At 60.4% G+C, this 26,777-nt stretch carries 24 protein-coding genes and 1 riboswitch; of the genes, 10 read left to right on the forward strand and 14 right to left on the reverse strand.

Annotated features, from left to right (window positions below; all coding sequences use genetic code 11):
- Window positions 1–13: 13 nt before the first annotated feature.
- Entirely contained in the window at window positions 14–496 is a 483-nt protein-coding gene (gene greA, locus JZX88_RS12325) for a transcription elongation factor GreA (RefSeq protein ID WP_206913762.1), read from the reverse strand.
- 217 nt (window positions 497–713) lie between these two features.
- Here greA and JZX88_RS12330 point away from each other — a divergent pair, with 217 nt between their 5' ends.
- The gene (locus JZX88_RS12330; protein ID WP_142856114.1) at window positions 714–2,111 is read left to right on the forward strand and encodes a family 16 glycosylhydrolase; all 1,398 of its coding nucleotides are present in this window, start codon (window positions 714–716) and stop codon (window positions 2,109–2,111) included.
- Between the two features lie 80 nt (window positions 2,112–2,191).
- Here JZX88_RS12330 and JZX88_RS12335 read toward each other — a convergent pair whose 3' ends face one another.
- From JZX88_RS12335 to JZX88_RS12360, 6 genes are all read right to left on the reverse strand, one after another.
- Complete coding sequence (locus JZX88_RS12335) at window positions 2,192–3,106, reverse strand: TIM barrel protein (RefSeq protein ID WP_206913763.1); 915 nt, start codon at window positions 3,104–3,106, stop codon at window positions 2,192–2,194.
- Window positions 3,107–3,130: 24 nt separating this feature from the next.
- Window positions 3,131–3,856: a glycerophosphodiester phosphodiesterase gene (ugpQ, locus tag JZX88_RS12340; RefSeq protein WP_206913764.1), complete on the reverse strand. Its 726-nt coding sequence runs from the start codon at window positions 3,854–3,856 to the stop codon at window positions 3,131–3,133.
- Window positions 3,857–3,867: 11 nt separating this feature from the next.
- Window positions 3,868–4,980: an ABC transporter ATP-binding protein gene (locus tag JZX88_RS12345; RefSeq protein ID WP_206913765.1), complete on the reverse strand. Its 1,113-nt coding sequence runs from the start codon at window positions 4,978–4,980 to the stop codon at window positions 3,868–3,870.
- Between the two features lie 5 nt (window positions 4,981–4,985).
- Window positions 4,986–6,062 carry a carbohydrate ABC transporter permease gene (locus JZX88_RS12350; protein ID WP_110757734.1) on the reverse strand — a complete coding sequence of 359 codons (1,077 nt, stop codon included), beginning with the start codon at window positions 6,060–6,062 and terminating at the stop codon, window positions 4,986–4,988.
- Window positions 6,062–6,973 (reverse strand): carbohydrate ABC transporter permease, encoded by a 912-nt coding sequence (locus JZX88_RS12355; RefSeq protein WP_065118018.1) that lies wholly within the window; start codon window positions 6,971–6,973, stop codon window positions 6,062–6,064. Before JZX88_RS12355 ends, JZX88_RS12350 begins: the two co-directional genes overlap by 1 nt.
- Before the next feature lie 67 nt (window positions 6,974–7,040).
- On the reverse strand, window positions 7,041–8,414 hold the full coding sequence (locus JZX88_RS12360) for an ABC transporter substrate-binding protein (RefSeq protein WP_110757732.1): 1,374 nt from the start codon (window positions 8,412–8,414) through the stop codon (window positions 7,041–7,043).
- 93 nt (window positions 8,415–8,507) lie between these two features.
- On the opposite strand from JZX88_RS12360, the gene JZX88_RS12365 reads away from it, so the two are divergent.
- A complete protein-coding gene (locus JZX88_RS12365) occupies window positions 8,508–9,647 on the forward strand; it encodes an ROK family transcriptional regulator (protein WP_174031484.1) in 1,140 nt (379 codons plus the stop codon).
- A gap of 27 nt (window positions 9,648–9,674) precedes the next feature.
- On the opposite strand, the gene JZX88_RS12370 is transcribed toward JZX88_RS12365, so the two are convergent.
- Window positions 9,675–10,013, reverse strand: coding sequence for a hypothetical protein (locus JZX88_RS12370; RefSeq protein ID WP_206913766.1), 339 nt, complete (start codon window positions 10,011–10,013; stop codon window positions 9,675–9,677).
- Between the two features lie 166 nt (window positions 10,014–10,179).
- On the reverse strand, window positions 10,180–10,671 hold the full coding sequence (locus JZX88_RS12375; RefSeq protein WP_206913767.1) for a hypothetical protein: 492 nt from the start codon (window positions 10,669–10,671) through the stop codon (window positions 10,180–10,182).
- Window positions 10,672–10,842: 171 nt separating this feature from the next.
- Here JZX88_RS12375 and JZX88_RS12380 point away from each other — a divergent pair, with 171 nt between their 5' ends.
- From JZX88_RS12380 to JZX88_RS12410, 7 genes are all read left to right on the forward strand, one after another.
- Window positions 10,843–12,795: a BTAD domain-containing putative transcriptional regulator gene (locus JZX88_RS12380; protein ID WP_206913768.1), complete on the forward strand. Its 1,953-nt coding sequence runs from the start codon at window positions 10,843–10,845 to the stop codon at window positions 12,793–12,795.
- Between the two features lie 8 nt (window positions 12,796–12,803).
- Window positions 12,804–13,232 carry a hypothetical protein gene (locus tag JZX88_RS12385; protein ID WP_174033990.1) on the forward strand — a complete coding sequence of 143 codons (429 nt, stop codon included), beginning with the start codon at window positions 12,804–12,806 and terminating at the stop codon, window positions 13,230–13,232.
- Window positions 13,233–13,269: 37 nt separating this feature from the next.
- Entirely contained in the window at window positions 13,270–14,463 is a 1,194-nt protein-coding gene (locus JZX88_RS12390; RefSeq protein ID WP_206913823.1) for a YcaO-like family protein, read from the forward strand.
- A complete protein-coding gene (locus JZX88_RS12395) occupies window positions 14,460–15,173 on the forward strand; it encodes a TfuA-like protein (protein ID WP_206913769.1) in 714 nt (237 codons plus the stop codon). The genes JZX88_RS12390 and JZX88_RS12395 overlap by 4 nt, the downstream gene beginning before the upstream one ends.
- Window positions 15,170–16,324, forward strand: a complete 1,155-nt coding sequence (locus tag JZX88_RS12400; RefSeq protein ID WP_206913770.1) for a hypothetical protein — start codon at window positions 15,170–15,172, stop codon at window positions 16,322–16,324. Before JZX88_RS12395 ends, JZX88_RS12400 begins: the two co-directional genes overlap by 4 nt.
- Before the next feature lie 123 nt (window positions 16,325–16,447).
- Entirely contained in the window at window positions 16,448–16,885 is a 438-nt protein-coding gene (locus tag JZX88_RS12405; protein WP_065118010.1) for a helix-turn-helix domain-containing protein, read from the forward strand.
- Window positions 16,886–16,979: 94 nt separating this feature from the next.
- Window positions 16,980–17,213 carry a hypothetical protein gene (locus tag JZX88_RS12410; RefSeq protein WP_065118009.1) on the forward strand — a complete coding sequence of 78 codons (234 nt, stop codon included), beginning with the start codon at window positions 16,980–16,982 and terminating at the stop codon, window positions 17,211–17,213.
- A 184-nt stretch (window positions 17,214–17,397) separates the two neighbouring features.
- Here JZX88_RS12410 and metE read toward each other — a convergent pair whose 3' ends face one another.
- The 4 genes from metE to xylF all read right to left on the reverse strand — a co-directional run bounded on the left by metE (window position 17,398) and on the right by xylF (window position 23,518).
- Complete coding sequence (gene metE / locus JZX88_RS12415) at window positions 17,398–19,746, reverse strand: 5-methyltetrahydropteroyltriglutamate--homocysteine S-methyltransferase (protein WP_206913771.1); 2,349 nt, start codon at window positions 19,744–19,746, stop codon at window positions 17,398–17,400.
- Between the two features lie 99 nt (window positions 19,747–19,845).
- A riboswitch (cobalamin riboswitch) is annotated at window positions 19,846–20,058 on the reverse strand.
- Window positions 20,059–20,119: 61 nt separating this feature from the next.
- Window positions 20,120–20,902 (reverse strand): ATP-binding cassette domain-containing protein, encoded by a 783-nt coding sequence (locus JZX88_RS12420; protein ID WP_065118008.1) that lies wholly within the window; start codon window positions 20,900–20,902, stop codon window positions 20,120–20,122.
- An 18-nt stretch (window positions 20,903–20,920) separates the two neighbouring features.
- On the reverse strand, window positions 20,921–22,225 hold the full coding sequence (locus JZX88_RS12425; RefSeq protein ID WP_371741118.1) for a sugar ABC transporter permease: 1,305 nt from the start codon (window positions 22,223–22,225) through the stop codon (window positions 20,921–20,923).
- 252 nt (window positions 22,226–22,477) lie between these two features.
- On the reverse strand, window positions 22,478–23,518 hold the full coding sequence (gene xylF, locus JZX88_RS12430; RefSeq protein WP_174031494.1) for a D-xylose ABC transporter substrate-binding protein: 1,041 nt from the start codon (window positions 23,516–23,518) through the stop codon (window positions 22,478–22,480).
- Window positions 23,519–23,762: 244 nt separating this feature from the next.
- Here xylF and JZX88_RS12435 point away from each other — a divergent pair, with 244 nt between their 5' ends.
- Window positions 23,763–24,995 carry an ROK family transcriptional regulator gene (locus JZX88_RS12435; protein ID WP_206913772.1) on the forward strand — a complete coding sequence of 411 codons (1,233 nt, stop codon included), beginning with the start codon at window positions 23,763–23,765 and terminating at the stop codon, window positions 24,993–24,995.
- A gap of 19 nt (window positions 24,996–25,014) precedes the next feature.
- Here the strand turns inward: JZX88_RS12435 and JZX88_RS12440 are convergent, their stop codons facing one another.
- Window positions 25,015–26,553, reverse strand: a complete 1,539-nt coding sequence (locus JZX88_RS12440; protein WP_206913773.1) for a glycerol-3-phosphate dehydrogenase — start codon at window positions 26,551–26,553, stop codon at window positions 25,015–25,017.
- Window positions 26,554–26,777 lie beyond the last annotated feature (224 nt).

A 26,777-nucleotide genomic window follows, 5' to 3' on the forward strand; every position in this document is an offset into this window, starting at 1 on the left:
TGTCAACAAGGCTTCAGGCAACGTCGATGATTTCAATCTCCTGTCCGCCGAAACTGACGAGATCACCGGCCACTTTTCCCATCAACACCCGCGCAATCGGGGAGACATAGGACATCGATCCCCTGGCGGGATCGGCTTCGTCCTCGCCGACGATCCTGAACCGTTGCGTCCGCCCGTCCTCACGACTGAAAGTCACCAGACTGCCGAATGCAACAATGCCATTCGCAGGCGGATGCGGCATCAGCTGCGCGGTGCGAATACGCTCCACGAAATATCGAATGTCGCGCAGAGGGCCGGCGGAAAGCCGCCTTCTTTCATTGACGTCTTCCAGGGCATTGGCAACAGCACAGGCTTCGCGCGCCAGCTGCAGCTGCATCTCCAGCGCTTTCAACCCGGCCTCGGTCACCAGGTTGGGATGCGGCGAAACCACCCGATCCGGTAAAATCGTCTCGGCTGCCGTCTCGGCGCTATCTTCCTTGGTAAAGGCTACACTCAATACTGGCACTCCATTGCGCTTGGGGCGAGACTTGGGCCTCCCTTGCCGAGACCCGTTTTGCCATTGTCCGCCGTGGCGGGGCAAGGGTGCGCCTTTAAGAAACAGGGCTTGAATGGAACATACCCCTAATTTCTGGCTCTAACAGGACGCTTTTTGCCCTGTTAGGCTGTCTCGCAGGAGGAGTGAGGAAACCAACGCTAACGGACAGGAGACGGTAATGGCCCGGACAGTGGTGAATGCGCTTGGAGACACACTCTATTATAGCGGGAGTTCCACCGGATTTTTCTCCGCCACGGGTTCCGGCCCGCTGCTCACCGGCACAGCCGGCAATGATTCCATGTGGGGCGACAGTTCCGTCAATGTAACGATGGCGGGCGGCACGGGGGACGATATTTATTATCTTTATTCCAGCATCAACCGCGCCGTCGAAAATGCCGGGGAAGGCATCGATACCATCGATACATGGATGAGCTATACCCTGCCCGACAATTTCGAAAATCTGAGGGTAACAGGCGACGGCCGTTATGCTTTCGGGAATTCGCTCGACAATATCATTACCGGCGGGTCGGGCAGCCAGACAATCGATGGCGGGGCCGGCAATGATGTGCTGATCGGCGGCGGCGGCGCGGACACGTTCGTTTTCACCAAGGGCAACGGCACCGATCTCATCATGGATTTCGGCGCCGACGACACGATCCGGCTCAACGGTTATGACATCACATCCTTCGACCAGCTCGTCAGCAACGCTACGCAGCAGGGCAATGACCTGTGGCTGAATTTTTCAAATGGCGAGGCCGTCGTTCTGGCCGGAACGACCGTAGACGATCTTCAGGCCAGCCAGTTCGAACTCAGCCTCGACCGCTCATCCCTGACCCAGACCTTTGCCGATGAATTCGATGCGTTATCGTTGCGCAATGGCGATCAGGGAACCTGGGACGCCAAATATTGGTGGGCCCCGGAAAAGGGAAGTTCGCTGACGACGAATGGCGAGGCGCAATGGTATATCAACCCCTCCTATGCCGGCACGTCCGAGGTCAATCCCTTCAGCGTGGAAAACGGTGTCCTGACCATTACCGCCGCCGAAACCCCGCAATCCATCGCCGATGAGGTCGAGGGTTACGATTATACGTCCGGCATGCTGAACACCTATTCCTCCTTCAGCCAGACCTATGGCTATTTCGAAATCCGTGCCGATATGCCGACCGACCGGGGTGCCTGGCCGGCCTTCTGGCTTCTGCCGGAGGACGGATCATGGCCGCCGGAACTCGATGTCATCGAAATGCGCGGCCAGAATCCCAATACGCTCATCATGTCCACCCATTCCAACGCCACCGGTGAGCAGACATCGGTCATCAACAATGTCAGCGTACCGAGCACGGAAGGGTTTCACACCTACGGCGTGTTGTGGGACGCCGAACACATCACCTGGTATTTCGATGATGTCGCCGTTGCCCAGACGGATACGCCTGACGATATGCACGACCCCATGTATATGGTGGTCAATCTCGCCGTCGGCGGCATGGCGGGAACACCTTCGGCCGATGACTTCAGCGACGGCTCGCAGATGATGATCGACTATATCAGGGCCTATTCGCTTTCCGACTGGGCCGCTTGATAAAAACGCCGGCAGTCGCGTCCAGAACTGCCGGCGTTTCAGGCGTCAGCCCTTTGGGGGCCGTGCCCTGTTCGAGCTTCTCACTCGGCCGCAAGCTGCGTCCGTGCGGCATAAAGCGACATGAGGTGCCGCGCCGTTTCCAGGCTAGCCGGCTGCTCGGCGCGGTAACGACGGCCGATTTCCATCATCAGCACGGTGTCCGGCAGGAAAGTCAGTTCCGAGAAGATGCTTTCCCACTCGATATCACCCCAGCCGAGCGGCATGTGCAGGTCGCCGATACCCAGCGCGGTATTTTCCTGTGTGAAATAAGGCTCGTAAAAGCCCTGCGGCCGGCCGAAGGAATCGTGCACATGCAGGTGGCCGGCAACGGGCGCCATGGCGCGCAGCTGTTCGCGGAAGTCGAGGCCACGATAGGTGGATTCGAGATAGGCATGGCTGAAATCGATCAGCGCCACGACATTATCGTGACCGACAGCCTTCACGGTCTCGGCCACCTCGGCCGGCGTCTGACGATACTGGCCGGGTTCGGTGGAGAAGATGTTCTCAAGCGCGACACGCACGCCATAGGGCTTGCAGAATTCCGCAAGTTCGAACAGCGCTTCGCGCTCACGCGCATCGGCATCGGCCCGCTCGGCAATCTGGTCGGCACGCAGCGCGCCACTATGCTGGACGAGGATGCCCGCGCCGATACGGTCGCAGAGGACAGCGAGCGCCTTGGCGGCATCGATCTGGTAACGGCAGGTGACCGGGTCCATGAAATTGGACGAAACCAGGCCATGCACGGTGTAGCGGAAGTCGAACTCTTTCACGAGCGCCACGAAACGGTCGGCACGCTCTTCGATGATGCGGCCACCGGCGATCATGTCGAGGCTGGTCGCGGCGATTTCCACCGTGTCGCAGCCAATCTCGGCCAGTGCGCGCAGATCGCTTTCAAGGGTGGCCAGTTCGCCGTCGTCCGAGCCGGCGTTGAAACCGGTACCAATCAGATTGCTCATGTCTTCATCTCCACGGGATAAGGGTTAGGCGAGTTCAGGCAGCCGTGCGGTACGACGTGCCGTATCGAACAGGTCAGGGCGGTCGATATTGACGTAGTCTACTCCGGCCAATGCGATCTCATTATGAAGGTTGATGTCATCGCCGCCGTCATAAACCATGACGTCCAGACCGGCCTTGCGGCATGCCTCGACAAGACCGGGCCTGCGCATCTGCGCCGGCGTGATCTCTATGATGGAGGCATGGTGCACCGCCGCCGCCAGCGAGGGCGATTTGGCGATGTCGAGCGTCATCATCTTGCGAAATTCCGGTGCGGCCGCAGCCAGACCCCGGCGCATATCCTCGGAAAAGGAGAAGAAAAACGTATCGCGCACCATGCCGAGATCCCGCACCAGCGCAGCGACCTTGACGGGATCGCAATATTTCAGCTCGACATAAACGCCGCAGCGGCCGCGCAGATGACGCAGATAGGCATCGAGACGCGGCACGACCGCCCCCTTGAAGCTTTCGCCAAACCAGCCGCCGGCATCCAGCGCATCGATTTCGCTCGACAGGGCATGGCCGATCGGCCCCGTGCCATTTGTGGTCCGATCGAGCGTTTCGTCGTGAAAGACGTAGAGCACGCCATCCGCGCTCTCACGCACGTCAAGCTCGATGTAATCAGCACCCTGCTGCAAGGCGAGGTCGGCGGCGGCGAAGGTGTTTTCGGGTGCGAACCGGTTCGCGCCGCGGTGGGAGACGATTTTGGGCATGGAATGTCCTGTCAGTTTACGGGCTCCGGCGCGCGCGCCGGAATGGTCGAAGGATGCGAAAGGTCAGCGTGCAGTCCGGCAATGCGATTGCCAGCGGCGTCGAAAATCAGTGTCAGGCCGGATGCGCAGGCAAGGCCGACCCGTTCACCCGGTGCGTGTCTTATCGTCTCGCCATATTCCAGCGCGTGGATCATGCCCGCGGGCGTATCGACCGCATAGAAAACCTCGCGCCCCATCGGCTCGACGGTGGCGATCTCGCCCCCAAGCCGTGCTTCGGCGGGTTTGACGAGCGCAATATCCTCGGGACGCAATCCGAAGGTGATCTCGCCATCGTAACGGGCGTTGAGGCCGAGCCGAGCGTCGCCGATCCGCAATTCTTCGCGCTCGGCCCACCCCTTCAGAAGGTTCATCGGCGGCGTGCCGATGAAGCCGGCGACGAACAGATTGTCCGGCCGGCGATAAAGATCGTCAGGCGTGCCGATCTGGGCAATCACACCATTGTTCATGCAGATGATCCTGTCGGCCATGGTGATCGCTTCGATCTGGTCATGGGTGACGATCAGCGTCGTGATCTTCAGCCGCTTCTGCAGGCTTTTCAGCTCGGCCCGCATGGTGATGCGCAGCGTCGCATCAAGGTTGGAGAGCGGCTCGTCCAGCAAAAGGATGTTCGGCTCCTTGACCAGCGCCCGGGCCAGCGCCACGCGTTGCTGCTGGCCGCCGGAAAGCTGCGACGGCCGCCGGTCCAGCAGCGCGGTGATCTGCACGAGGCCTGCCACCTCTTCCACCCGCCGCGCCGCCTCATCGCGCGGAACATTCTTGAAGCGCAGCGGAAAGGCGATGTTCTCCCGCACCGTCAGATTGGGATAAAGCGCATAGGACTGGAAAACGATGCCGACATTGCGGTCGCGCGCGTCGATGCGGTTGACGTTGTGACCATCAAAGGCGATCTCGCCGCCGGTCGGGGCATAAAGCCCGGCCAGCAGGAAAAGCGTGGTCGATTTTCCGCATCCGGACGGGCCAAGAACCGCGACGAATTCGCCATCTTCGATGGCAAGCGTCATCGGTTGCAGGACCCGGGTGTCGCCCCAGCTTTTGGTGACTTTGTTAAGGGTGATCCTGGCCATGGCAATTATCCTTTGATCCCGCCGAAACTCATCTGGGTGATGTATTTTTGCGTGAAGATGTAGATGATCAGCACAGGCAGCAGATAAACGATGCCGACAGCGGCGATCATGCCGTAATTCACGCCCACGCTGTCCTGTGCCACGAAGAAGAGATAGAGGCTCATCGTCATCTGGCTTTTTTCGATGAGCAGGGTCTGGACGAAGACATATTCTTCCCAGCCGCGCAGAAAGGTGAAGGTGGCAACCGCAATCAGCCCGCTTCTGACCTGCGGCAGAACCACCATGCGGAAGGCCTGGAAGCGGGTTGCCCCATCGGTGACGGCGCTCATCTCGATGTCCCAGGGAACATTGTCGAAGAAGCCCTTGAGAACAAAGATCGCAAAGGGCAATTCCAATGCGCTCATGACCAGCACGACGCCGAAGAGGTTGTTGAGCAGGCCCATGTAATGCAGCTGCACGAAGATCGCGACGGTGAGCGCCAGCGCCGGAAAGGCATGCAGCAACAGCAGCCCGCGCAGGATGTTTTCACGCCCGACAAAGGCAAAACGCGACAGCGCATAGGCCGCAGGCGTGGCGACCAGCGCCACGATCAGCGTCTGGGAAGCGGCAAACAGCAGCGAGCTTTGCATGGCGGTCCAGACGGACGGCATCAGCGCCATGCGGGTGGTGCCGGTCTTTTCAATATCGCGGCTCCACAGGAAGCTATAGTTCTCAATGGTCAAATGCGGCAGCACCAGCACGAAAACCAGCGCCGCGACAACAGCGGCAAGCGCCAGCCAGAGCAGCACGGGGTTGCGCAGGCGCGCTGAGAACAGCGCGATGGCAATCGCCCCGCAATAGGCAAGGGCGGCGATTGCGCCGCTGCGCCAGAGAACCAGTCGGCTGAGATTGTCGTCGGATGTCGTCAGCGATTTCACCAGCAGCCAGAGATAGGGCAGGAGAACCGGAACGGAAACGACCGTCAGGAACACCAGAATGACGGGAAGAAAGCCGGCGCGATGGGCGCGGCTGCGGCTTTCAAGACGCGCCCAGTCCGGTTTCGTATCCGAGGCACGCCGGGTGTAAGTTTGCACAAGCGTCATCACAGCACCTCGATCTTGGCGGGAGCAAATGTGGAGCGCATGTTGCTGAGGCGCCATTGAACGAGGGTGACGGCAACGCCGATGGCCATGAGGCCGAGCGCAAGCGCTGCGCCATAGGCGTAAGCGCCGTTTTCGAAGGCACGCCGGTAGATATAGAGCGCATAGGTGGTTGAATCATAAACCGGGCCGCCGCCGGTGATCAGCAGAATATATTCATAGGTCGTCATCAGCGACAGCGCCTGGTAGAGCGTGATGAAGCGGATCGGGGCGGAAAGCGCCGGGGCGACGACGTGGCGCAGCACGCCCCATTCGCTGGCGCCGTCAACGCGCGCGGCATTGGCGAGATGCGAGGGTATCGAGCGGATCGATGATGTCAGGATGACCATGGCAAAGGATGCGCCGACGACACCATTCGCCACCACCACCAGAAACAGCGGAAAATCATTGCGCAGGTTCAATGCCGGTGCGCCAAGCGCACCGAGGAACTGGTTGAGCAGACCCGAGGAGGTGGGATCGGCGATCCAGATCCAGAGCACGCCGTAAAGCACCGCCGGGCTCATGCGCGGCAAAAGCCACAGGCCACGAAAGAAATTGCCGATCCGGTCCGGGATCGCCGTCGTCGTGACGGCCAGCAACGCACCGAGGCCGATATTGAAGAAAAACAGCGTCGCGCCAACATAGATGAAGGTCGTCAGGAGCACGACTGGCAGGCGCACGTCACGCTGCACCATGCGCTGGAAATTCTCGACCGTGAATTTGCCGACCTTCAGATTTGCGCCCATATCGGTAAAGGCAATCACCAGATTGACGACGATGGGCGCGAGAAAAAACACGCCGAGCAAAGCGAGAGCCGGCGCGAGGTAAAAGATCGGCCGGGCCGGGCGGCGCGCCCTGAGCTGGAATTGAGACATCACGACATATCCGTGGGAACGCAGGAAAGCCGCCCGGCGGAACCGGGCGGCATGGTTTCAGGCAAACTCAGTTGCTTGCGGCGTCGCGGATTTCGATTTCCGCACCGAATTGCAGCTCGAGTTCATCGGCAATGAAATCAACCGCCTGTTCGGCCGTCATCTTGCCGGTCTCGACCGCCTGCAAGCCACTGAACAGCACCTTGTTGTAGCTGCCGAACTTGGTGTGGTTCGGCACGAACTGCGCGTCCTTCATCATCGGCGAAGCGGCGGAAAGAACCCAGTTGTCCCGGTATTTCGGCATGGCGGTCTGCGCGTTGCTGATGGCCGTGTGATAGGAGGTAACGGCATGCTCATTGTTGAAATAGGGCAATGTCGCCAGCGCCACGAGATCGGCGGCGAGGTCGGCATGGGCGCTCTTCGGGTTGAGCGTGTAAAGCAGCGGGTGCGACAGGTTGGCCGGTTTGCCGCCCTTTTCAGCTGCCGGCGCGGAAATCCAGCCGATCTTGTTGAAATATCCCGCACCATCGGTTGGCCAGGTAGCACCGTTCTTGTCGCCCACCTGCCAGGCAACGGCCCACACACCCTGATGGAAGATGAAGGCCTTTTCCTGCTTGAAGGCAGTCTGGATCGCCTCCCAGCTCATGGCGGTATTGTCGACCGGAGTAACGCCCTGCTTGGCGTTGCGCTCATACCAGCCGAGGGCCTTGACCATCTCCGCCTTGGGGAAAACCAGTTTGCCGGTCTTTTCGTCCATGAACTTCACGCCATAGGACTGGAACACCATCAGATAATCGATGCCGACATTCGGACGATGCAGCATGCCATATTGCGCCGCCTTGCCGTCGACCACTTCCTTCGACAGCGCGGTCAGATCGTCGAGCGTGAATTCTCCGGCATCGACCCTGGCCGGCAGGCTCTCGATGAAAGCCTCGTCCTTGCCGATCTTGCGCAGCATGTCCTTGTTGTAAAAGAACATGCGGATTTCGGCGTCCTGCGGGATGCCATAAATCTTGCCGTCGGTGGCCTTGGCCGATTCCCACAGGACCGGCAGGATATCGCCATAGACCCAGGGAGCGGCGGCGATCCTGTCTTCCATCGCCATCGCATAACCGTCCTGCGCGAACTGGCCGATCCATTCATGCGGCAGAATATAGATATCCGGCCCCTGCCCTACCGAAAACGCCTTCAGCGTATCGAGCGCAAAGCCATCCCAGCCCTGCACGCTGCTGTTGTTCGTATCGATGACGATACGCTTGTCGACGCCGGCGGCCTTGAACTGCGCGTTCATGATGCCGGCGGCCGCCTCGATATTGGTGATGCGGGCAGGTGCATTCTTGTCGGCCAGCGTCCAGAGCTTGATGTTGATGTCTTCGGCAAAGGCAACGGCCGGCAAAAGCGCACCGAGCGCCACCGTGGCCGCCAAGGAGAGAGACTTGAACATGTGATCCATTCCCGTTGAAACTGATTATTTAATTAAGTTGCTTAATTTACAGCTTTATGACATTTCCGATGTCAAAGCGGGGAGAGCTGAACTTTGGCTGAGAAAAGAAACGGCGGGCTTTCGGGTATCGGCGCGACACAGGGTGCGCTCCTTGGCTATATCCGGCGCAAGGGCTCGGCCTCGCGGGTCGAACTTGCCGAACATTGCAGCGTAACGCCGGCCGCCGTCAGCATGATGACGCGCAACCTGCTTGAACGCGGCATTATCGAGGAAGGCGCACGCCGGCAGGAAGGCCGTGGCGCACCGCATATCGATCTCACCCTCAGGAAAAATGTCGGCTACGCGCTCGGCGCCCATGCCAATCGCTATTCGGTGATGCTGACCCTGCTGAACTTCGGCGGGGAAATCGTCGGCGAGTTGCAGATGCGCGGTTCCTACGACGCCTTTTCCGACGTCCAGCGCGCGCTTCAGGACGGTTCCGAGGCGCTGCTTTCGAAAAATGCCATCGACCGGGGTGACCTGATCGGCGCCGCGATTGCCATGCCCACCCGCTTTCGCAAGCAGGCAATGTCGCTCGACCTTGCCGAAGAGGTGATTTCCTGGGCGGGTTCCGATCTTTCAACCATGCTGCGCGACGCGCTTCGCTGCCCGGTGATCATCGAAAACGACGCCAATGCGGCCGCGATGGGCGAACTCACACTCGGCAACAAGGCGGGACACGCGAACTTCGCCTATCTCTACCTGTCCGAAGGCATCGGTGGCGGCATCATCATCAGGAACGAACTCTACCGCGGTTATCTCGGCAATGCCGGCGAGATCGGCGCCCTGCGCGGCCGTGGAGGCTCCCGCCCCTCCTTCGAAGATCTGGCGGCCTGGTGCCTTGAACATGTGGGCGAAAAACCCTCCGGGCGGGCACCCGATGTCTGGACGGAGTATCTGTCACGCAATGCCGAAGTGCTCGATGCATGGCTGGACCGGGCCGGGCCGCAGGTTGCTCGCCTTGGTTTCGCCGTCAGCGCCGTGCTCGCGCCCACCGCCATTTATGTCGGCGGCACCCTGCCGAAAATCGTTCGCGAGAAGCTGGTGCAATGGCTGGATTACGAATGGTCGGACCCGTTCAACGGCTCACAGGTCATTCAGCCGCAGGTCCTGCTGCCGGAAGTCGTTGCCACGGACCCCGTGGCCTTCGGTGCGGCGGCGATGATCCTGCACGGCATCAGCGAGCTGGGCTGACGGTGTAAGCATTTGGCCGGCAAGGCCTCAGCCGAGATTGTTCACCATGAAATAGATCAGCCAGCAATGTGCGATCGCCAGCACCGCCCAGGCCCATTTCGCGACCCTGATATCGGCGTCAACGACCCTGCTGATCTCGGTCCTGCCCGGTGGCTCTTCCCTGCCCCCGCCATCCCGTACCAGGGATGGCGACGACACCGTGGAATCCGGCTCGCTGACGACATAAATCCTGTCGCTGCGGATCGATGCACGCGGTCCGGCATCGACGCTTTCCGCAGGGGAAAGCGCATCGTCGCCGGAGACGCCATTCACCGCCAGAAGCTGTGATGACGCCCGCCTGTTACGCATGTTACCTCGATTGGGCATCATAATTTTCCACATAATAAAAATAAAAATATTCACCAGTGACACCGGACAAAGCCGTGGCTTGCCCGGGCATGCCGCCGATACGTGCCCGGTCACGCCGCACCGATCGACCAGGTATTCCCCCGTGCCCCTGCGTCCCCCGTGAACGCAAAAGCACCCTATGCAATCACCGAGCCGGACCCGCCGGCAAATCACGCCTGACAGCGTAAGGCTTGGCCTCCCGCTGAATCAGGAAAACCGATTTCTCGACGGGAAGCGGCTCCATGGTCCGGTAGCGCTGAAACCGTCTGGAATATTCGAACCGGATCAGCCTGCCTTCGAATTTACCCGCCAGAACGCGATAGCCGTTGACGAATTCGTTCAGGATTTCCAGTTCCTCTCCCCACAGCCAGCCACCGTAAGAGGTGCCCTCGTTCGAGCGCAGGACGATTTCGAAAAAATGCCCGCCCGCCACCACCGGCATGCGGAAGAGAATATCCAGATTGTCCTCGTCCTGGTCATCACATTTTTCCGCCGACAACCTGGCATGGGCAACCTTCGCCTGAACCAGCGCCGAGATCGGATAGAACGGACGCCCCTTGAACCACATGAATTCGCTGACCGCATATCCGACATCGTCGGCACGCTGGTAAGGTTCGATACGTGGCTCGAACGCCATGTAGCTTCCGTTGAACGCTATCACTTTCGAAAATTCCCGATGCCTGCGCGCTGCATGTCCGCTGTTTTCCACCCGCCCTTCATGCTTCTGTCTGCGACAATAGGCATGCCGCGTCACACCAGCGTCAAATGGAAGGCTATGATGACTTTCAATTTCCCGGACACGTGCTAGATGATGATTCATGAGGGGACGAAAGTGGCTGGGAACGCTGAACTGATACCGATCCGGCTTTTTGGCACCCCGCGTTGTGACGCGGTGCGGGAAGCGTTTTTCCCGTCAAAGGGCTTTGCCCTGATAGCCGCCCTCATTCTCGCCCCCAACCAGTCGCTTTCCCGCCAGAACGCCGCTTCGCTCCTGTGGGAAAATGTCGAGCAGAAACGGGCGCTCGGCAATTTGCGCCAGCTGATCCTGCGTCTCCAGAAATTGCCCAATGAAGACGAAGCCATTCTTCTGACCGAAGGAAACGACCTGAAGGCCGGAAAGCTGGCGCAGCGGACCGACCTTGCGATCTTCCTTGCCGGCGCAAGAGCCGAAGACCCGATGCGGCGGCTGCAGGCGCTGCTCGAATTCGGCGGCGACCTGCTGGACGGGCTGGATGCCGGGCAGGATCACCTCTACCTCTGGCTGCTGTCTGAACGGCGGCGCCTCAAGGACCTGTTCTTCTCAAGCTACACGCAGCTTCTGGAGGAACTCACACGTTTCGGCCGCGCCAGCTCCAACGATATTGCAAGACTTGCCGAATGCGCGCGCAAGATCGAGCCGGAGCGCGAGGAAACCTACCGCGCCGCCATGGCCGCCTATGCACGTGTCGGCAATATCAGCGCCAGCGAGGGCATGTTCCAGCTTTTGCTGGAGCAGCTCCGCCAGGAAGCAGGCTCACCGGAGCCGGAGACCGTGGCGCTGAGGCGGCGGATACAGAGCCTCGCCTCGATGATAACCACCCCCGCCGAGCCGGACGAAGGCAGCCGGCGAAAAACCACGGCAAAACCGCGTGTCGCCTTCGGTCTTCCGGCGCGGGTGGACGGGCTGCCGGCATCACCCGTCATGCACGCCTTTGTCGAGGATGTCGCCAACAGCCTGGTGCGTTACCGCACCTTCACCGTTCTTTCGCCGCACAGCACCTTCGCGCTTTCCAGCAGCCGGACAGACGATGGTTACGCCATGCTGCGGGCCGATTACCGGATCATGTCGTCGGTCTTCGACGACGCCCGCATGTCGGTGGCGCTGATAGAGGAAGAGACCGGCGAGATCGTCTGGTCGCTGGAAGTGATCCTCACCGAGCGGCACATCCACGCCGCCTTCCGCCTGCTCTCCAAGCAGGTGGCGGCGGCGCTTGCCCGCGAGATCGAGCGGCTTCAGGTGGAACCAGACCGCAACCACAGCGGCGAGGCCTACCGGCAATTGCTGGAAGGCCAGCAGCTTTTGCGCGGCAAATGCGACCTGCCGCTCCTGCGCAGGGCCCGTTCGATGTTCCGCAAGGCCGTCGACCTCGATCACAGCATGGCCGTCGCCCGTGCCCGGGTGGCCCAGAGCCTGCAGCTGGAATGGCTGATGCTGGGCGGCAACGATCCGCACCTGCTGCACCGCGCCAAGGCGGAAGCGGACGCCTCCGTGGAGATCGACCCCGCCCTCGGCGTCGGCCACTGGATGTGCGCGGTGGTGGCGCTTTACCAGCGGGATTTCGACATATCCGCCGAAAAATTCTTCGAGGCGGAGGCGCTCGCCCCCAACTCGGCCGACCTCCTGCTCCAGCATGCCGATGCGCTTGCCCATTTCGGCGATGCCGAAACCGCCTGGGGAAAGTTCCAGCAGGCGATCGATCTCAATCCGCTCGCACCCGATATCTACTGGTGGGCGGGCGCCAGCATCGCCTTCAAGCGTGAGGATTACGGCGCGGCGGTGGAATTGTGCGGGCGAATGGAAAATGACGAGCCGGCCCTGCGGGTGCTGACCGCAAGCCACGCGCTGCATGGTGATTTGACCGCCGCCCGGGAAGCCGGCGGCAGGCTTCAGGAAAACTATCCGGGTATGACGGCGAGGGAGATCAGCAGCCTGTCTCCAGACCGTGACCCGATAGCGAATGAAAAATTCTATCACGCACTTCGATTAGCTGGAATCAAATAGGAGATAATATGTCCTCACATTTCTTCATTGTCGGAAAAAAGGGCTTCGGCGTTCTTTTCATTCGCACCGCGCCGCTCCGGGTCGCATCCGTATCGCATGAAACGATCGCGGCCTATGAAGCCAGCCACCCGGGCGTGGATGGCTATGCACGCGTCGCGGCTGCGGCAAAGGCCATGCTCGTTCGCCAGGATGGCAAGCCCGAGGCCGAGCTGGACCAGGTCCAGATCCAGGGCATCGAAGCCCTCGTCTCCGGCGGCGCGGTAGTTTCCGAAGCCGATTTCGCCTTCATCGGCGAAGTGAGTGACGCCGGCTGGGACTTCAACCGCATGGTGCAGGCACCGATCGGCGCGGCGCTGAAGGCGGTTGGACCGGCAGGCTCCGTCACCGGCGAACTGTTCGACGCCATCCTTGCCGACGACACCAACACTGCACCCTGATCGCGGTTACGCAGCCTTGACCGCTGGCGGTGCTCCCATATCAGCGACAGCGGCCCCAGGACATGCAGACGCTTCGTTCTTCGATCCCGAACTGCTGCGGCGGTTCGGGATTACCCGTGTCGGCGATGTGACCGGTCTCGACATTATCGGCATACCCGTCTGGTTTGCGGTGCGCCCCAATTCACGCGGGCTTTCGGTTTCGCAGGGCAAGGGACTTGTTGCGGAACAGGCCCGGCTCTCGGCGATCATGGAAGCGATCGAAGGCGCGGTCGCCGAAGATACCCGCAAACATCTCTCCACCTTTGGCTCCCTTCAGGACCTGCGGGAAAAAGGCATTCCCCTCGTCCCGTTCGAGACCATCGGCCGTGTCGATCCCGACCGGCTCGATGTGCGGCGCGAGCGTGCCTGGGTGAAAGGAATATCCGTTCGCCAGCAGCGCGACGTATTCGCGCCCTACGAACTTGTCGGCATGGATTTCCGCACGGATTTCCCCTGGGACCGGCACGCCTTCCTGATGAGCTCGCAAGGTCTCGCGGCGGGGTTTGACCATGACCATGCGGTTTTCCACGCCCTGCTCGAACTCATCGAAAACGACGCCTGTTTTCTCGTCGACACCTTCGAAACCCGAACAATCGTGCCGGAGCCGGTCGCGTTTCCGGCCGGTGTCGATGCGTCCTTTGACAGCCTTGTCCAACGGCTTTCGGACATTGATCTGACGCCGTCCTTCTTCGACATGACGAATGCGCTTGGCGTGCCGGTGGTGATCGCAAGCCTTCCCCGCTCCGTCAACGCGCAGGACGGGCCCGCAACCCGCAGCGCGGCGGGTGCTGCCTGCCGGCCCGGAACCTATGACGCCGCCGTTGCGGCGCTGCTCGAAGCGATCCAGTCGCGGCTAACGGATATTAGCGGCGCCAGGGACGATCTCTCTCCGCTGCGTTACCAGCGGGAGATGTTGACCGCGCCCGCGTCCGGCCGGCAACCGGTGGAACGGACCCCGGTGCGGCTTGATCTTGCACAGGGCGATCAAACTCTGCCGTCCTGGCGCCTGCTTGCACAATGCCTTTTCGACGCGGGGATCGACGATATTCATGTCTTTACGCTGGAAACGGGTGTTGCGGGCCTCCATGTCGTGCGGGTTCTGGCGAGCGGCCTCACCCCGACCAGCGGTGGCCTGCAGAATATCTCGCCACGAACGCTCGATCATTTCCTCAGTGCCGGAGGCCTTCGATGACGACCGTGGTTTTTGCAGGTCCTTCCATTCACGGCATCGCAGGCGAAGAAATCCCGCAGGTCGATCTGCGCGGGCCGGCTGCCTGCGGCGATATTTTCGATGCGGTGCAGCAGGGTGCCCGAACGATCGGCCTGATTGACGGCCTTTATGGCGATTGCGCCGCCGTCTGGCACAAGGAAATCCTGCATGCCCTGTCATCCGGCGTCGCCATTCTCGGCGCCGCCAGCATGGGCGCCCTGAGGGCCGCGGAATGCGCCGCCTTCGGCATGATCGGTATCGGCGACATCTTCGAGTCCTATCGCGACGGGCAGCGTTTTTCCGATGCGGATGTGGCGGTGAGCCATGCGCCGGCTGAACTCGGTTATCGCCCGCTGACGATCGCACTGGTCGATGCCGAAGCCACGCTGCAGGCATGCCACGATAAAGTCACACCGGAAGAACACGGCACCCTGCTGCGCGCCGCCCGACAGCTGCATTTCACCCGCAGAACATGGCGCACCATCGCCGCTGAAGCACGGCTTGGCTTGGAATTCGCGAATATGCTGGCGAAAGAGGCGGTTTCCTTAAAAAGAAACGACGCGGCCAGACTGCTGGCGATGCTCGATACGGGAGACCTGCCGAGCCCGCCACCGACATCGTGGAAATTCCAGAACACCGTGTTTTTTCAGCAATTGGCAGCGCGGCGCATGGCGGGAGAAAATACGCCGTGACGGCTGCCCGGTTCCCGTCCCTCGTTCCCGATTGTGGCGGACTGATCCACACAATCGCATTCGCGCTCCCGACAGCTTTTTTTACAGATGGCAACGACAGAGAAGACGTTTCACCGCTCATTCCCCTCGGAAACCTGCTTTCGGCCCTGCCCCGCGAGATAATAGCCGTCATCGTCATCGACCGGGCCTGCATTCCATCCGCGCGGCACTGGCTTGGCGGGCTTGCGATCACCTGCGCCACTGAGCTGCTTGCCCTCGATGCAAACGGCAACATCGCGCATCCCTGGATACAGGATGTGTTCCATGTCCGGGCCGGGAGCGATGGCGCAACGACTGAACTGGTTTCAGCGAGGGGAAACCCCTGTGCCGACGCACTCGCCAATCGTTTCGGGCTCGCGACCGCCGCTTCGGACATCCTTCTGGATGGTGGCAACCAGCTGGTCGGTCCGGATTTTCGACTGGTGGGTCACTCAAGCCTGCAGGGCGGCGGGACCGGTGGTCGCCCCGCCGGGCATTTGCAACAGCAACAAAGGATACAGGCTCTCGATGGCAGGACGCTATACAGTTTCGGATATCGGCCGGAAGATCTGGGTGCCTCTGCCGCCCCGGCCGGCCTTTCCCCTGTAAAAACGCCCCCTTCGACCATGCCCGACGGGAAAATGCACCAATGCGGTTTCCATGTTGACCAGTTCGTTTCCGTCACCGGTCTCAGGCGGGACGGCCGCCCGCTGCTTCTGGTCGCCGAGCCCATGGCGCATGGGGGATGCAGCGCCCGTGCAGTCAGCGCTCTCAAACAAAAACTCGATGCTTCCGTGCTTTCGCTCATCCGGCAAGGGTTTGCGATAACGCGAAATCCCATTCCCGTTTCACCGGCCATCGACAGCAACAAATGCATTCCGCGACTTTACAACAATGTCATTCTTGAAAATGTCGCACGACCGGGTCAAATACAGCCATTCGTCTGGCTGCCCCATTTCGGCGACAGGGAGACGCTTGAATGGTTCGATGAAGAGAACCGGAAAATCTGGAAAGGGCTCGGTTTTGATTCCATTGGCGTGGCGGGATGGAGCCATCTTGCAAGCCGCAACGGGGCGTTGCGTTGCGCTACAAAGGTTATGCGCCGGGCTCCGGCGAGTGTCCCGCCACTGTAAAAACCGCGTTATCTTGTCAACAAAGGTTCATATTACCCGTGGAAATTGTGTTGAATGTCTACCTTCAACAATATTAATTGATAATTATCCGATTTAAGACCCTCACCCATGGAGGAATTTATTATGCAGCCCAAACTTCCCAGCCCGATCGACGTGCATGTGGGAACCCAGATCAGAATGCGACGCAAGTCGCTCGGCATGAGCCAGAGCGCTCTGGCCGGCCGGCTCGGCATTACCTTTCAGCAGGTCCAGAAGTACGAAAAAGGCGCCAATCGCGTTGGTGCATCGCGTCTGCAGGCCATTGCATCGGTTCTCGGTGTCGACGTCAGCTCGCTTTTCGCCAATGCCACACCCGATGTCGGAAACGACAATCCGGCCATCGGCTCGATAAACGCCATGCAGTCCTTTGTCGCTTCGAATGAAGGATTTTCGCTCAATCAGGCCTTTTCGCGAATCAAGAGCGCAAGCGTTCGCCGCAGCATCGTCGCCCTCGTGACGTCGCTCGCCGCAACCGAAACGGCGGAAAACACATCCGCGCCGGAAAAGAAAAACGACGAGTAACGCAGGTGTGACGCTCGCGTGACGCTCGATATGGTCGAAAATGAATAACGCGGCATCAGCGCGTTTTCATACTGTCGATTGTCGAGAGGGAAGCATGGCGGCGTCTACCACAGTAATACTTGAACAGGACAATGCAGACGAGATTCTGGCGCTTGGAAGGATGGTTTCCTATCTTTGCCAGCGCTCGAAATCCATGGAACTGGGCATGTCGACCTATTTCCTGGAAATGGCGCTGTTGTCGCTGGCCCAGGATATCAATCAGCACGGCCTGCCGCCCGCAGCCGTTGAGCTGAATGCCGGTGCTTTCGCGCAGGCCGATCTGCATTGAGCAATTTCATGTCCACAGCCGCATCGATGCGCGAGACAGGGTGTACCCCGCACCGTCCTCCAGCCGGGGCCATCCAAGGTTAATCGGCGCATCCTGCGTCTGCGGATATTCGCATAGCCCCTCCCAAGGGATTTCATCGCAAATGATGATCGAGGCCCGGTCTTTCGCCGGGCCTCGTCCATTATCAGGATACCGTTCGCCGAAGTTCCACAGCGGCCGCAACCATGTTGACGAGCGCCGGCCTGACCTCCTCCCATTTACGGGTTTTCAGGCCGCAATCGGGATTGATCCAGAGTTGCCGGTCGTCAAGCCGTTGCCGCGCCAGCGCCAGAAGATCGACCATCTCGCCCACGGCCGGCACGCGTGGCGAATGGATGTCGTAAACGCCGGGACCGATCTGGTTCGGATATTTGTAGGTCCGGAAGGCATCCAGCAGTTCCATCTTCGAGCGTGACGTCTCGATGGAGATCACGTCGGCGTCCATCGCCGCGATCGCGTCGATGATCTGGTTGAATTCGGAATAGCACATATGGGTGTGCACCTGCGTCCGGTCGTCCACGCCGCTCGAGCAAATGCGGAAGCACTCCACGGCCCAGCCGAGATAATCCTGCCAGTCCCGGTGGCGCAGCGGTAAACCTTCACGAAGAGCTGCCTCGTCGATCTGGATCATCTGCGCACCGGCAGCCTCGAGATCATTGACCTCATCGCGAATGGCGAGCGCGATCTGCCGGCACGTCAGGCTTCTTGCGATATCATCGCGGACGAAAGACCAGTTCAGGATCGTCACCGGGCCGGTCAACATGCCCTTGACGGGCTTATCAGTGAGTGACTGCGAATATTCCCACCAGCGAACCGTCATGGGTTTCGGCCGCGCCACATCACCGAAGATGATCGGCGGGCGGACGTAACGCGAGCCGTAACTCTGCACCCATGCATGCCGGGTGAAGGCGAAGCCTGAAAGCTGTTCGCCGAAATATTGCACCATGTCGTTGCGCTCGAACTCACCGTGGACGAGAACATCAAGGCCGATTTCCTCCTGCCAGCGAATGGTCGCTTCGGTTTCCTTCTGCAGGAAACCTTCGTATTGCGCATCGGTCAGGGCGCCCTTCGAATGCGCCGATCGGGCCTTGCGCACCTCTGGCGTCTGCGGGAAGGAACCGATGGTCGTCGTCGGGAAAAGCGGCAGTGCAATGGCCTGCGACTGCACCTTCTGACGCTCGACAAATGGGCTCACCCGTTTCCTGTCGGCCTCGCCAATCGTTGCGATACGCTTTTGCACGGTGGCATCCGTCACCTTTGGTGAGGATGCGCGTGCGGCAACCGCTTTCGAGGCAGCCTCCAGTTCCGCCGCAACAGTGGCCTTGCCCTCACCTAGAGCCTTGCCAAGCGTGGCAAGCTCATCGAGCTTCTGGGTGGCGAAGGAAAGCCAGCTTTTCAGATCGGCGTCGAGGCCGGTTTCCAGTTCGAGATCGACCGGAACATGCAGCAGCGAGCAGGAAGGCGCGATTTGAAACGCTTCCAGACCCCGCGCGGCAATGGCCACCTCCAGCCGCGTGACGATTGCGGCAAGATCGGCACGCCAGATGTTGCGACCATCAATAACGCCGAGGGAGAGGACCCGGCCGGCGGGCAACGCCTTCAACACCGCCTCGAATGCGCCGGGTGCTCGCACCATATCCACATGAAGGCCCGCAACCGGCAGCGCCGTGACAGCTTCGAGATTGTCCTCGAGTCCACCGAAATAGGTGGCGAGCAGGATTTTCAGATCCGGCGCGGCTTTCGACAGGGCTTGATAGGCGACGGCAAGCGCATGGCGCTCACCTTCGGAAAGATCCAGCACCGCAACCGGTTCGTCAATCTGCACCCAGTCGGCACCGGCGGCCTGCAGGCGGCGCAGCAATTCCGCATAAACCGGCAGCAGCTTCGCCAGCAGATCGAGCGGCTTGAACGCGGCCTCCCGCGCCTTGGCGAGCTTCAGGAAGGTGACCGGTCCGAGGATAACGGGCCGAGTGTGAATGCCAAGCGCCTTCGCCTCAAGGAAATGCTCGACGGGCTTTTGCGAGGTGAGCACGAAATGCTGATCCCCGGAAACCTCCGGCACCATGTAGTGATAATTCGTATCGAACCACTTGGTCATTTCCAGCGCCGGAACACCCTGACCGTGACGGGCATTTTGCCCGTGAGCGTGGCCGCAATCCGCATGGGCCTCGCTCTGGCTGCCGCGCGCCATGGCGAAATAGGTCGACAGGGAGACATCTCCACCCGTCCATTCGTAAACCGAGGGAATGGCACCCACCATCACGGCCGTATCAAGAACATGGTCGTAGAGGGAGAAATCATTGGAAGGGATATGGGTAATCCCCTTTTGCTGCTGAAGCGCCCAGTTTTCGGCGCGCAGCCGGGCAGCTGTTTCGAGCAGTTCCGTCTCGGAAATCTTGCCGGACCAGAAGCCTTCAAGCGCGAACTTCAGTTCACGATGGCGTCCGATCCTCGGAAAACCGAGCGATGCGACTGGAATGGTCTTGTCTGGCATTGTCATACCCCATTTGGTTGTGGGGGCATGGGTAAAGCGGACGCGTGCAGGCCCGGCCTGTGCCGGACCATTGCAGCAACCACCGGGACACCCCGCCCGTGGACGTTATTTTGTCCTGGCAGGTCTCCTGGCTTACGGGTCGTCGCCTTTGCCCGTCTTCCCGGGGTTTATCCCAGTGACGTGTTGGACAAAGGCTCGCCGCTTACAGTTGCGGGGGCAGCTCCGGTCTTGCCAATCGTCGGCGCACCGGATTCCCTCTTAGCTCCGGGATCGAACAAACAAGCCCGGAGAACCATGACACCCGCATTTCTCACCACGGGCGTCACGATGTCAATAGACATAAAGAAATCTTTATATCTTTATTTCACTGAATTCAGGATACGACCGCACCGGGCCCCGGCACAGCACCCGCCGGCACCTTGCCCAGAATGATCATGCCAAGCACCTCGTCCTTGGTGACATCCTGCGTGCGGGCATGGCCCACCACCTTGCCGTTCTTCATCACGAAGACCCTGTCGGCCAGATCGAAAACGTCGTGAATATCGTGGCTGATGAGGAAGATGCCGATGCCCTGCCGTTTCAGCTCCTTGACCAGATCGCCCACCTGCGCCGTTTCCTGTGGCCCTAGCGCGGCCGTCGGCTCGTCCATGATGAGGATGCGGGCATCGAACAGAATGGCGCGGGCAATGGCGACGGATTGCCGCTGGCCGCCGGACAGTGCCTTCACCGGTTCCTTGAACCGCCGGAAATTGGGGTTGAGACGCCCCATCACCTCGCGGGCGGAAGCCTCCATGGCGACATCGTCAAGCGTGCCCCATTTCGTCTTCAGCTCGCGGCCGAGATAAAGATTGGCGGCCGCATCGACATTATCGGCCACGGCAAGCGTCTGGTAGATGGTCTCGATACCGTATTTCTTGGCGTCGCGGGGATTGCGGATATCGGCATCCTCGCCATTGATGAGAATATCACCGCCATCGCGCCGATAGGCGCCGGAAAGAATCTTGATAAGGGTCGATTTGCCCGCGCCGTTGTGGCCGAGAAGGGCGACCACCTCACCGGGGAAAAGATCGACAGAGGCGTTTTCCACCGCATGGATGCCGCCGAAGGAAATGGAAATATTGCGCATTTCCACGAGGGGCGTGACTTGGTCGGTCATAGGAGTTCTCCTCGGTTCTTACTTGGCGCGGGCGCGGTAGATGGTGTCGAGCCAGACGGCGACGACCAGGACCACACCGACGACGATGCGCTGGAAGGGCGTATCGATGCCCACCAGCACCATGCCGGATTGCAGCGATTGCATGACGAGCGCGCCAAGCATCGCACCCGCTATGGTGCCGACACCGCCGGCGAGCGAGGTACCGCCGATGACGGCCGCCGCGATGGTGTAAAGCTCATCCAGTTCGCCCTGGGCATTGGTGGCCGCGTTGAGGCGGGCGGTGGAGATGGCTGCGGCGATGGCGCACAGAACGCCCATCAGCGTGAAGATCTTTACCGTCACCCAGCGGGTCTTGATGCCGGCGAGTTCGGCTGCTTCCGGATTGCCGCCGATGGCGAAGACATAACGCCCGAAACGCAGCCGTGTGGCGATGAAGGTCATGACCGCACCGACGGCAAGCGCCATCAGCACCGGAATGGCGATACCGTGCGAAATGAACAGACCGCCTTCAGGCCAGGCGATACCATTGGCATCGGCATAGTTGCGGGCGATGTTGACCGGCCATGGGTAGCTGTTGACCACGGTTACGAAGCCGATAACGACGAGGCAGCCGAGCGCCACCAGAAAATATTCCGCCCAGACCGGCCGCAGCGGAAAACCGAAACGGCGGCGCTGGTGGCGGGAATTCAGGATGGCCGCCACAATGGCGACACAGGCGACGACGGCTGCGATCCAGCTCCATGTCGCGCCGATCGAACCGCTAGTGCCGCCGCCCATCAGGCGGAAGGTGGAATCCATCGGCGCCACGGTGCGGCCGCTGGTGATGAACCACGTGCCGCCGCGCCAGACCAGCAGGCCACCAAGCGTGACGATGAAGGACGGCACGTTGAGGAAGGCGACGATGGAGCCCTGCAACATGCCGATCGCGCCGCCAACGAGAATGCCGGTGAGAAGCGTGACGATCCATGTGGCCCAATGTTCGAAACCGAGTATCTGCGGCAGGATTTCCGCCTGCATGACACCCATGATCATGCCGGAAAAACCGAGGATCGACCCGACCGACAGATCGATATTGCGGGTAACGATAACAAGCACCATGCCGGTTGCCATGACTGCGACGGAGGCGGTCTGCACCGAGAGGTTCCAGAGGTTTCGCGGCGTCAGGAACAGGCCGCCGGACAGGATATGAAATCCGATCCAGATCAGAAGAAGCGCGCCGACCATGCCGAGCAGTCTGGTATCCAGCTCGGTGGCGCTGATGAAGCGCGTTATCGAGCCTGTCTTTTCCGTCTTTTGCGACGCTGTGGAATTGGATTGGGTCATATCGGCCATGTACTGCCGGTGCTCCTCACATCTTGGAGCGCTTTCGCTTTTCCCTGAATCGCGAAAACGCTCCAACGCTTTGTTCTGGCACATTTCCGGACGGAAAACCGGGCTCCACTTTTCCTGGAAATGCTCTAACTCTTTGTTTTGCGCATTTCCGAACGGAAAACCGGGGCCCACTTTTCCTGGAAATGCTCTAAAAGGCGCCGCGCCATGAACCATGGCGCAGCGCCCGAACCGCGACCTATTCGATCAATCGCAGGCTTTGACGGTTCCGGCCTTCACACCCTGGCAGGCCGTTTCCTTCTTGATCCAGCCGGCGTCGATGACGACGTTCAGATTGTCCCTGGTGATGGCGATCGGCTTGAGGAAGACCGATTGCATCGCCACTTTCTTCGGACCGCCATCAAAGGTGGTGACGCCCTTGATTTCCGCCATCTTCTTGCCGCCGGCCAGTTCCAGCGCGATGCCGGCCGCTTCCTTGCCGAGTTCGCGGCTGTCTTTCCAGACCGATACCGTCTGCGTGCCGAGCGCGACGCGGTTGAGCGCGGCGAAGTCAGCATCCTGACCGGAAACGGGAACCGAACCGGCCATGCCCTGCGCGGCGAGAGCGGCGATTGCACCGCCGGCGGTGCCGTCATTCGAGGCGACGACCGCATCGACCTTGTTATTATTCTTGGTCAGGAACTGTTCCATGTTCTTCTGGGCATTTTCCGGCTTCCAGCCATCCGTATAGGCTTCGCCGACATTCTTGATCTTGCCGCCGTCAATGGCCGCCTTCAGCACTTCCTGCTGACCGGCGAACAGGAAGTCCGCATTCGGATCGGAAGAAGAGCCCTTGATGAAGACGTAGTTACCTTCGGGCTTCACCTTGAAGACTTCGGCAGCCTGCAGACGACCGACTTCCTTGTTATCGAAGGTGATGTAGAAAGCGTTCTGGTTTTCGATCAGACGGTCGTAACCCACGACCGGAATGCCCTCGGCAACGGCCTTTTCAACAGCCGGACCGATCGCGTCGCTATCCTGCGCCAGAATGATCAGCGCGTTGGCGCCCTGCGAGATCAGCGACTCCACGTCGGTCAGCTGCTTTGCGGCGGATGATTGCGCATCGGCGGAGATGTATTTCGCACCAGCCTTGTCGAGCGCCGCCTTGATGGCTGCCTCATCCGTTTTCCAGCGCTCTTCCTGGAAGTTCGACCAGGAAACGCCGACGACGAGATCGGCCGCAATAGCCGCGGTATGCAGGGAAACGAGTACGGCTGTACCCGCCAAAAGCTTGGCAAAAGAATTCATGATGTCCTCCCGGTAAGGGCGAAGCCCCACACCTCCATGCAGGGAAAACGCCCGGAAAAAAGCTGACGGTCTCTGTGGTTTCACAATTTTCTCGACAGTCGAGAAAATTAATGTCAGAGATTCCCCATGCTGTCAACAACGGCTGCCGGCAGCATCCGGGTGCCTTGATCTTCGCTCTGGCATGCGCCATCAGAGTGGATCAGCACGACAGGAAAAAGGCCGTTCAGGGAGCATGCCCCAGCCCATGTCCGCCATTGCAAGTACGGAACTGGTGCGCCAGAAAAACAGCCTGTCGGTGATGGCGGCCCTGCGCCTGCACGGCAGCCTTTCCCATACCGACATGTCGTCTTTCACCGGGCTTGCCTCCGCAACCGTCTCCGCCATCACCACCGAGCTTGAGCGGGCCGGGCTCATTCTGCGGAAAGAGCAGCTCGCCACCGCCGGCCGTGGCCGGCCACGCATTCTCTTCGGCCCGCGTGGCGTTTTCTGCCACGTCGCCATCGTCATCATCTCATCCGACAGCGTGCAATATTCGCTGGTCGATTATGCCGGCAAGCTGGTGGACCGCTTCACCGAACAGAGGATCGCGGCTGAAAAAGGCACATTCGGCGGCGCAATCCTCGCCGGTCTCGCAAGGCTTGCCGATCGCTCGCGCATCGACCGGCACGATATTCTCCAGGTCTCGATCAGCAGCAAGGGGCTGGTGGATGCGGCTGCGGCAACGCTTGTCTGGTCGCCGGTTCTCGGTGACGAGAGGATCGATTTCCAGCGGCTGGTTTCCGGGGACGGCCGCATTCGCGTGACGCTGAACAACGAGACGCTGCTGGCCGCAAAAGCCATCTGGATGCGGGAGCAGGCAAAAGAAAACCCGGCGCCGGAGGCCCTCGTCACCCTGTCGCTCGGCCACAGCATCGGTCTTGGCATCGCCCGCTCGACGGGCGGCGCAATCGAGGTCAGCGCTCCCAATTTCGGCCATATGCTGCATCTGGCCGACGGCGCGTTGTGCCGTTGCGGCACCAAAGGCTGCATCGAGGCCTATTCCGGGTTTTACGCCATCCTGCGTTCTGCTTTCGAAGCCCCGCCGCAGGCGGAACCGGCGAAATTCGTGCCGATCGCCGAGGTGGACAAGATCGCCGCCTCGGCCCGCACCGGCGCCCGCATGGCACGGTTCGCCTTCCGCACCGCCGGCCTTGCGCTTGGCAACGGCCTTTCACGCCTCTTCAGCCTGCATGGCCATATGCCGGTCTTCATCACCGGCCCCGGGACGCGCTATTTCGATCTTCTGGAAAGCGGCCTGCGCGACGGTCTTGCGCAATCGCAGGCGGTGCGTTTCGGCGGCATGCCGAAAATTGCGATAGCGCCCAACGAGCCGGAACTGGTGTTCGAAGGGCACATGGAACACGCGCTTTCAGCAGCAGACGACTATATCCTGAGCGCCGACGGCCCGGAGAGGCCGGCAAAGAGTTCCGCGAGCTGACGGGGCAACCAGCGGATTTTCAGGCCCGCTCCGCCACGGCTTCGGCCTCTTGCCCGCCACCCATCAGCATAGCCACGAAGTCATCGAGACCGGCGGCCTCGTCCCTGTTCAGGCGCAGGCCCTGTTTCGTGCGCCGCCAGAGAATATCCTCGGCCGCGCAGGCCCATTCATGCTCAACCAGCCAGCGCACCTCGCATTCATAAAGCGTGCCGCCGAAATGCCGGCCGAGGCCGGAGACGTCGGTGGCGCTGCCCAACAGTTCCGCCGCCTTGGTGCCGTAGTTTCTGACAAGCCGCTCGGCATGGCGTCCATCAAGGAAGGGATAACGGGAAACAAGCCCCCGCACCTGCATCTCATATCTCTCAGCGCCGAAATCGCCGCCCGGCAGGTGAGAGCCCGCCGTCCACGGCTTGCCCTTTTCACCGATCGCCGCACCGATCTTTTCCAGCGCATGTTCGGCGAGCCGTCGATAGGTGGTGAGCTTGCCGCCGAAAATATTGAGGAGTGGAGCCTCTCCCTCTTCAATCTTCAGCACATAATCGCGTGTGGCTTCCTGCGCTTTCGAAGCGCCGTCATCAAAAAGCGGTCGCACGCCGGAATAGGTCCAGACGATATCTTCCGGCCGGACCGGCTCGCTGAAATAGTCGCTTGCCGCGTTGCAGAGATAGGAAATCTCTTCCTCGGAAATGCGAACCTTGGCCGGATCACCCTTGTAATCGCGATCCGTTGTACCGATCAGCGTGAAATCCCGCTCATAGGGAATGGCGAAGATGATGCGGTTGTCCGGGTTCTGGAAAAAATAGGCGCGCGGATCGGAAAACTTCTTGCGCACGATGATATGGCTGCCCTGTACGAGCCGGACATTATGAACATCCTTGCGGCCGAAGACGCCTGAAAGCACGGTATCCACCCAGGGACCGGCGACATTCACCAGCATGCGCGCCTTGTGCGTGGCCGCCTGTCCGGTTTTTTCATCCAGCGTCTCGATGAGCCACAACCCGCCTTCGCGCCGTGCGGAAACGACGCGTGTGCGGTTCATGATTGTCGCGCCGCGATTGGCCGCGTCGCGCGCGTTGAGGACCACGAAACGGGCATCATCCACCCAGCCATCGGAATATTCGAAAGCCCTGGCAAAAGCCGGCTTCAGCGGCTTGCCCGCCGGGTCCTTGCGAAGATTAAGCGTACGGGTCGCCGGCAAAAGCTTGCGGCCGCCGAGATTGTCATAAAGAAACAGGCCGAGCCGGACCATCCAGGCCGGGCGCACGCCGCCTTTCTGGATGGGCAGAACAAAACGCATGGGCCAGATGACATGCGGCGCCATGGCCCAGAGGATTTCCCGCTCCATCAGCGCTTCGCGCACGAGGCGAAATTCGTAATGTTCGAGATACCGCAGGCCGCCATGGATGAGCTTGGTGGCGGCGGAAGAGGTGCCCGAAGCAAAATCGCCCTTTTCCGCAAGCGCCACGGAATAGCCCCTGCCCACGGCATCGCGGGCAATGCCGCAGCCATTGATGCCGCCGCCGATGACAAAAAGATCGAAAATGTTTTCGCCGGACATGAAGCCTCCGCGACAATGCAGGGGAGAACCCCCTTATGGAAAGACAATTATATAAAAACGAAAACAAAACGAATGTCAAAAGAAAACAAACGAACCACGGAAACGCAAATGAAAGCGCCGCCGTGAGCGGTGCTTCACAACGTCATCCTCCCAGGAGCATTTCCGCTTTTCTGTGAATCGCGAAAACGCTCCAACTCCTTGTTTGCCGCATTTCCGAACGGAAA

It is taken from the genome of Agrobacterium sp. OT33 (assembly GCF_017313365.1).
GTDB classification, from domain to species: Bacteria; Pseudomonadota; Alphaproteobacteria; order Rhizobiales; family Rhizobiaceae; genus Agrobacterium; species Agrobacterium rhizogenes_A.